We start from the raw sequence: 7,213 nt of genomic DNA on the forward strand, positions 1-7,213 counted from the left end.
CAAAACAGCGTTTATGACCTGTATATTCGGTATTTTGACGTTACCTCGCTGTAAAGGCAGCAGGTGTTCGATAATTTTGAATTGCGATTTTGTGATTTCCATAAACGCAGATTTTATCAAAATTAGTGTTAACAGGCCCTAGTACAGCATAGGGGGCTGAGCTGCCGGGGGAGGTCGGCGACACCTCCCCCCTGGACCAGCCTCAAGGGCCCACCCCTACCGCATGACTGTGGCCGCTAATCGCACGGCGGTTGCCCCACCCTGGCCGGCCGGCATAACATCGGCACCCTATTATAACCAGGCCAGAGAAGACACTTTCATGAACAAGTTACTCCTTCCCCTCGCCATCGCCGGTATTCTCGCCGGCTGTTCCAAGTCAGAGGCCCCTGACACCAGTGCCCGAATGGCGGGCAACACCGAGAGCGCCGCGGTACAGCAGGCAAGCCTCGGGTCCGGTATCGACCTCGCAGCCATGAACACCAGTGTGCGCCCCCAGGACGACTTCTTTGCCTATGTCAACGGCAACTGGATGAACAACACCGAGATCCCCGCAGACAAATCCCGCTGGGGTGGATTCAGTATCCTGCGTGATCAGAGCACCGAAAGGGTCAAGGCATTGATCATGGAAGCGAGTGAAGGCGCCAACAGCGCCGATGACCGGCAGATTGGTGCCCTGTACAACAGCTTTATGGACGAAAAGCAAATTGAAGCAACAGGGTTGGATGCGCTGACCGCGGAGTTGCAAAAAGTTGATGCTATTGACAGCCGCAAGGACCTGACCGACTACTTCGCTTATGCCGATACTGTGGGCTACCAGGTTCCACTCGGGGTGTTCATCTACCAGGACATCAAGGATGTGGAAAACTACATAGCCTTTCTGTGGCAGAGTGGCCTGGGCCTGCCGGATCGCGACTACTACTTTGACGAATCCGAGAAAGGCCAAAAGCTGCAGCAGGCCTATATGGACTATCTGGTGAAAGTGCAGGATATCGCCGGCCTCAAGGATTCCAGTACATTTGCCGACAAAATTTACGCACTGGAGAAAAGCCTGGCGAAACACCAGCGCACCCGTGTCGATAACCGCGATCCGGAAAAGTACTTCAACAAGAAAGCCACCGCCGAACTGGCCGACCTGATGCCGGCCGTCGACTGGCAAAGCTACCTGTCCAAGGCGATGCTGGACAAAGCCGACCATGTTGCGGTGGGCCAGCCGGAATATCTACAGGCCACAAGCAAGATTATCAACGAAACCGATATGGACACCTGGCGCCGCTACCTGAAGGTCAAGCTTCTGACCGCCATGGCCCCCTATATGAATTCGGAACTGGCTCAAGCCCATTTCGATTTCTACAGCACCGCAGTGCGCGGCATCAAGGAAATGGAGCCGCGCTGGAAGCGCGCGGTACAGTTCGTCAATGGTTCCGTGGGCGAACTGGTGGGCAAACGGTATGTGGAAAAGTACTTCCCTCCCGAAGCCAAGGCACGCATGGTGGAGCTGGTGGATAACCTCAAGGCGGCCTACCGGGACTCCATCGAAGACCTGACCTGGATGAGCGAGGAAACCAAACAGCAGGCATTGGACAAGCTGGCCAACTTCACCACCAAGATCGGCTATCCGGACAAGTGGCGTGACTACAGCGGCCTGAAAGTCAGTGCCGATAACCTGGCTGGCAATGTACTGGCGGCGAACCTGTTCGAAGCCAAGTACGAGCGCGGCAAGTTGGGACAGCCCATCAACCGGCACGAATGGGGCATGTCACCACAGACCGTCAATGCCTATTACAATCCGGCGATGAACGAGATTGTCTTCCCGGCCGCCATACTGCAGCCACCATTCTTTAATATGCAGGCGGACGATGCGGTCAACTACGGCGGTATCGGCGGCGTAATCGGTCACGAGATAGGCCACGGCTTCGACGACAAGGGCAGCAAGTTCGACGGCAAAGGCTATCTGAACAACTGGTGGACCGACTCCGACCGGGACAACTTTGAGCACCTGACCGGCAAGCTGGTGGCCCAGTACAATAGCTTCGAGCCCCTCGAAGGAGAGCACATCAACGGTGAACTGACACTGGGTGAAAACATCGGCGACCTGTCCGGCCTCGGTATTGCCTACAAGGCCTACAAGATGTCCCTCGATGGCAAGGAGGCCCCGGTGATCGACGGCTTTAGCGGTGACCAGCGCCTGTTTATGGGCTGGGCCCAGGTCTGGCGCAGCAAGATCCGCGACGAGGCATTGAGCGAGCGCCTGAAAACCGACCCGCATTCACCGGCAAAATACCGGGTCAGGGGCGTGCTGCCGAATATCTCGGCCTTCTACACTGCCTTTGACGTCAAGGAGGGGGATGGCATGTACCTGCCGGAAGAGGAGCGCGTGGTTATCTGGTAAGCGGCCTCACATACTCAAAAGGCCCCGCATTGCGGGGCTTTTTTTGTTCGATTGCCGGGTTAATAGGCTGCGAGGGTGTACCGCCGCCGGGGTAAGCTCTTGAGTGCAAGCTATTTTAAGTATTTGCGAAAGCCTTCAGGGGCTACAACCCAATGGATGAGGGATCTCCTCCAGCAGGTTGTTGAAAAAGGCATCCTGCCTGTTTCAAAACACGAAAAGCGAAAAATATGATTTTCACTTTTCTCCCAAAATCAACGGCTTAGGCGTCGTTAATTTTGCCGGAACATTCATATTCCGGTACCTGGGCGTCGAAATTCTTCGCATTCCAACAGCCTGCTAGGGCCTGGACACCCGAGGCACCGGCACAATTGTGCCCCTGTGCGCAGTAGCTGCCTGGCTCAGCTGCAGCGCAGCTGGAACTCAAAGGCGGTGCCGCGATTTTCAGTGCTCTGGACACAGATATCCGCCTGGTGCAGCGCCAGTAGTTTTTTCGTAATCGCCAGCCCCAGACCGCCCTGTCGGTTGCCGTCGTATACGCTGTTAGCAGCCCTGTAGTGTGCATCGAATATATGCGGCAGGTCCGCGGCGGGAATTCCACTGCCACTGTCCTTTACACTCACCGCAACCCGGCTGCCGCGGGGCTGCAACCGCACGATAATCTCGTCCCCCGGTCCGCAGTGACGCAGCGCATTCTCCACCAGATTGGAAAAGACCCGCTCCAGTTTTTCGATATCGCCGTACACCGCAATAGCGGTGTCCCGCGGCGTCACATCCATCCCCACACAGCGCTCGCGCGCCTTCAGGGTAAATTTTTGCAGCACATCCTGCACCAGTTCCGCCAGCACCACCTTTTCGATATTCATCGGTACATCGGCGCTTTCCAGACACGCCAGTTCGAACAGCTGTTCCACCAGCCGGTTTACTTTTTTGCTGTTGCGGTAGGCTGTTTCCACATAGCGCCGGCTTTCTTCCGGATGCAGTTGCTCGCTCAGCAGCCAGGTTTCCAGATAACCCTGCAGTGACGACAGGGGCGTGCGCAGGTCGTGGGAGATATGGGTCAACAATTCGCGCCGCATCTCATCCACGGTTTTAATGCGCCGGTACTGCTCCCGCAGTGACACGGACATTTCATTGAAAGTGCTGCCGAGACGGTGAACCACGTCGTTGGCATTGGCATCCCAGGGTGTCGGCGCCAGTTCCTGTTGCAAGCCAACTGCACGAAAGCGTTGCATGTCCCCCGTGAGGCGCCGTAGCGGACGGGTTAGCAGGCCAAATACCCACAGAGAGGCGATCAGGCTGAGAATCAGACCGCCGAGGAAAACCGCCACCACCCAGCGTTCAATGTGGTTCTGCCACACCCCCTGGGCCACGTCATCGAATATCTCGCTGCCGATAATCACGTACATGTAACCCTTGAGCTCTCCATCCCGCTCCACCGGGGCAGCGGAAAAAACCTTGAGCCGCCCGCGGTCGCGAGGGTCCTGGCCATAAATGGTGCGCGGATCTTTTGCGGAACTGTCCAGAAAAGCGCGAACAGGCTCCAGGTCAATCTGCTGGCGTTTGATCTGAGTGGGGTCTGCGGAATATGCAAGGATTTCGCCCTGGGGGCCCAGCAGGTAGAACTCGAAGTTTGGCCCCAGCACCATCAGGTTGTGGAACAGGTGATAGAGTCCGTCCCGATCCGGCTGGCCGTCAACGAACAGGGCTTTTTCATCCACCAGGTGGCGGGCCAGCTCGCGGTGCAGATTCTGCGCCACTTCGTCCTGGTAGGCGTTGACCATATAGTGCATCAGCAGCAGGAACAACACACCGACAACCACAAAGCTGCACAGCAGCAGCAATGCGAGGCGCCGATAAAAAGCATCACGCAGAAATTGCATCATTGAACTTGTATCCCACCCCCCAGACCGTCAATACATACTCCGGTTGTGATGGATTTCGCTCCAATTTGCCGCGCAGGCGGTTGATATGGGAATTTACCGTGTGCTCATAGCCACTGTGCTGATAACCCCAAACCGCGTCCAGAATCTGAGTGCGGCTGAATACGTGGCCCGGGTGGCTGGCGAGGTAGTAAAGCAGGTCGAATTCCCGCGCGGTCAGGTCCAGTTGACGTGAATCCAGGGTTGCAAGGCGCTTGTCACAGTCGATACGCAAGCGGCCACAGCGGATTAAACTATCTGCCTCGGCCCGATGCTGCGCCTGGTCATTGAGCAGAGTGCGGCGCAACAGCGCCTTGACCCGCGCCTGTAGCTCCCGCACACCAAACGGCTTCGGCAGGTAGTCATCCGCCCCCAGTTCCAGCCCCAGCACCCGGTCCAGTTCTGAATTGCGTGCGGTCAGCATCAGGATTGGCAGGGAGTGGCCGGCATCCCGCAGGCGGCGACAGATCTCCAGTCCATCCAGGCCCGGAAGCATCACATCGAGCACCAGCAGATGGAATTTTTGGTTGAGGGCACGCATCAAGCCCTTCTCACCGTTGTCACAGGAGGTTACCGAATAGTCCAGGTTCTCCAGGTGCAGATGCAGGAGTCGCAGGATGTCCGGGTCATCCTCAACCACCAGAATACGTTTGCTCATGGCAGCCCACCGGTCGTCAGTCATGTACCTGCCCGGCCCCGGAGGGGGCGGGCAGGAGCCAGACTCTTCTGTCGTGCCAACGCCGCGATTATTACTCGGTGCGGGTGATCCTCAAGCGCATAGTGGGCTGATCAAAGCGGTGCGACTGGTTCAGCACTGATTCGGCATAACCATCCGCCTGGGTGACCACCCCGGAATGGCGTGCGACAAAGTTCACATCGTCGCGCTCGGCATTAAAGCCTTCGCCACCGTCAGCGGGACCGGGAATGGTACCGGCCAGCTCACTGTTAAACTCAGTCCCGGCATCGTATACCGGAGCCAGTCGTTGCAGAGAATCGCCCACCGCCAGGGATGAAACATCCACCCCGGTAACGCCGGTGAAGGCGTCGTTGGTATTGACCAGCATGGTGACAATGGTCAGCGTCAACGCCTCCTCCTCAGTCAAACTCAGGGACAGGGTTTCGGTGGCACCGGGACCCAAGGGCCCTTCCGCGCTGGCGGAAGCGAAGCTGCCCGCATCTTCCAATTCCATCACGAACCCGCTGTTGTCCCCGCCCTCAGCCAGAAGTTCGAGGCCGTCGCCGGCAGCCTGGCCTAGAGTCCAGCCACGCAGGCTGTCGTCGTGGGCCACTATGGCTAGCGGTGAAAAAGGCTGGTTGTGGGTCAGATTGGTGACCTCCACTTCAAAAGTCACCGTGACGGGTTCAGGCTCGGGTTCCGGAGCGGGTGGCGGGTTGACCGGCCCGGCCGAGCTGTTGTCGTTGTCACAGCCGACTAACAGGGCTGCGACTGCCAGAGGTGCCAGCAAAGCGCTCAATTTCATTCTTTTCATAGTGAATTCTCCCGTTGCCACCGTTATTGGACGGTTACCACAACCCTGGCCACGGGGTTCAGCCAGCGGTGGATACGCGCATCCAGATCGCTGGCACCGCCATTGGGGTCCGTATCCCCGACATTCCCGCGGTGGATATGTATCCGCTGGTTAACTTCGTCTGCGGTCACCCCTGTGCCCCCGTTACCACCATTGGCACCGGGATTGGCTGGGATGCCGGCGACAAAAGGCATGCCGCTGCCCTCAACCACCAATTCGTTGTTGGCCTCAGTACCGGCATCATAGGCATTCAGCAACAGGGTATAGGTGCCCGCCTCGGTGGGAATCTTCCAGCCATCGAGCCCAACGAAACCATCATTGGTGGGCAGCAGCATCGCAGTGATGGACAGGTAGCCATTACTGCCGGTATCGAACGCGTCCACATCCACACTGGCACCGGGCGCCAACAGCCCCGCGGCCGGGTTTTCCACATTGACCGCGCCCATGGCCCCCGCAGCAGTGGCCAGCCCACTGATATTGCCGCCCTCGGCCATCATTTGCAGTTCCGGGGTGGCCATGGCACCGGCTTCAAACAGGTGAAACTCGCTCCCATGGGCGGATATCAGCAAGGGAGTGAAATAAATACCATGAGTAAGATTGGTGACTGTCATTGAAACGGTTTGTGCCTGGGCTCCGGTCGCGACGGCTGCCAGTGCCAGGGCACCGAGAACGGACTTTATTTTCATAGCTATCCCCAAAGTCTTTGCTTTTGCGGTTGAAGGTTAAACAGCGCATTTCAGACTAAGCGGGAAATATCTACTGCCGATCACAAAATTCTCACGTTTTTATCACAGGGGCTAAGATACCTGATAAAAAGCGCCTCCCCCTACTCACGCGGGACTTCCGGCACCGAAAGCCAAAGGGCAATCAGCGAAAACCCCGTGAGTTCGAAGTGGACAGAGAATAAACAATTTGCAGGGGATGGCTGGCAGTGAGGTACGGCGCAACCACCTAGCAGGCTGTTGAAATTCGAAGAATTTCGAAGCCTGGTACCGGAATATGGATGTTCCGGCAAAATCGGCGACACCTAAGCCGTTGATTTTGGGAGAACAGTGAAAATCATATTTTTCGCTTTTCGTGTTTTGAAACAGGCAGCATGCCTTTTTCAACAACCTGCTTAACTGCCTGTCTCACAACATCAATACCGATAGGAAGTGCCACCGCTTTTGTCACCATTAACCCGGCAACTTATGTAGCTACCGGGTTAATGTACATGAATCCCTGCTAGGGCCTGTTAAGGAACGTCTGAATAACTCAACAATCGCTACGGCAGTATCAGTATTTTCTGGTGCGGGCCTGAATTTGACCAAAACAACCCTGAGATTGTTTGTTTTTTCACCTGGAATCTACTTCTCAGCAGATTCCAGGTGCACTGG

At 56.7% G+C, this 7,213-nt stretch carries 5 protein-coding genes; 1 reads left to right on the top strand and 4 read right to left on the bottom strand.

The window, feature by feature from the left end; translation table 11 throughout:
• Positions 1 to 319 precede the first annotated feature (319 nt).
• Positions 320 to 2,389 (top strand): M13 family metallopeptidase, encoded by a 2,070-nt coding sequence (locus tag AB1S50_RS18515; protein ID WP_367152678.1) that lies wholly within the window; start codon positions 320 to 322, stop codon positions 2,387 to 2,389.
• A gap of 398 nt (positions 2,390 to 2,787) precedes the next feature.
• Here AB1S50_RS18515 and AB1S50_RS18520 read toward each other — a convergent pair whose 3' ends face one another.
• From AB1S50_RS18520 to AB1S50_RS18535, 4 genes are all read right to left on the bottom strand, one after another.
• Positions 2,788 to 4,272, bottom strand: coding sequence for a sensor histidine kinase (locus AB1S50_RS18520; RefSeq protein ID WP_367152679.1), 1,485 nt, complete (start codon positions 4,270 to 4,272; stop codon positions 2,788 to 2,790).
• A complete protein-coding gene (locus AB1S50_RS18525) occupies positions 4,253 to 4,966 on the bottom strand; it encodes a response regulator transcription factor (protein ID WP_367152681.1) in 714 nt (237 codons plus the stop codon). Before AB1S50_RS18525 ends, AB1S50_RS18520 begins: the two co-directional genes overlap by 20 nt.
• A 91-nt stretch (positions 4,967 to 5,057) precedes the next feature.
• Positions 5,058 to 5,798, bottom strand: a complete 741-nt coding sequence (locus AB1S50_RS18530) for a spondin domain-containing protein (protein WP_367152682.1) — start codon at positions 5,796 to 5,798, stop codon at positions 5,058 to 5,060.
• A 23-nt stretch (positions 5,799 to 5,821) separates the two neighbouring features.
• The gene (locus tag AB1S50_RS18535) at positions 5,822 to 6,523 is read right to left on the bottom strand and encodes a spondin domain-containing protein (protein ID WP_367152683.1); all 702 of its coding nucleotides are present in this window, start codon (positions 6,521 to 6,523) and stop codon (positions 5,822 to 5,824) included.
• Positions 6,524 to 7,213 lie beyond the last annotated feature (690 nt).

Origin of the sequence: Microbulbifer discodermiae (assembly GCF_040742695.1) — a bacterium.
Lineage (GTDB): Bacteria > Pseudomonadota > Gammaproteobacteria > Pseudomonadales > Cellvibrionaceae > Microbulbifer.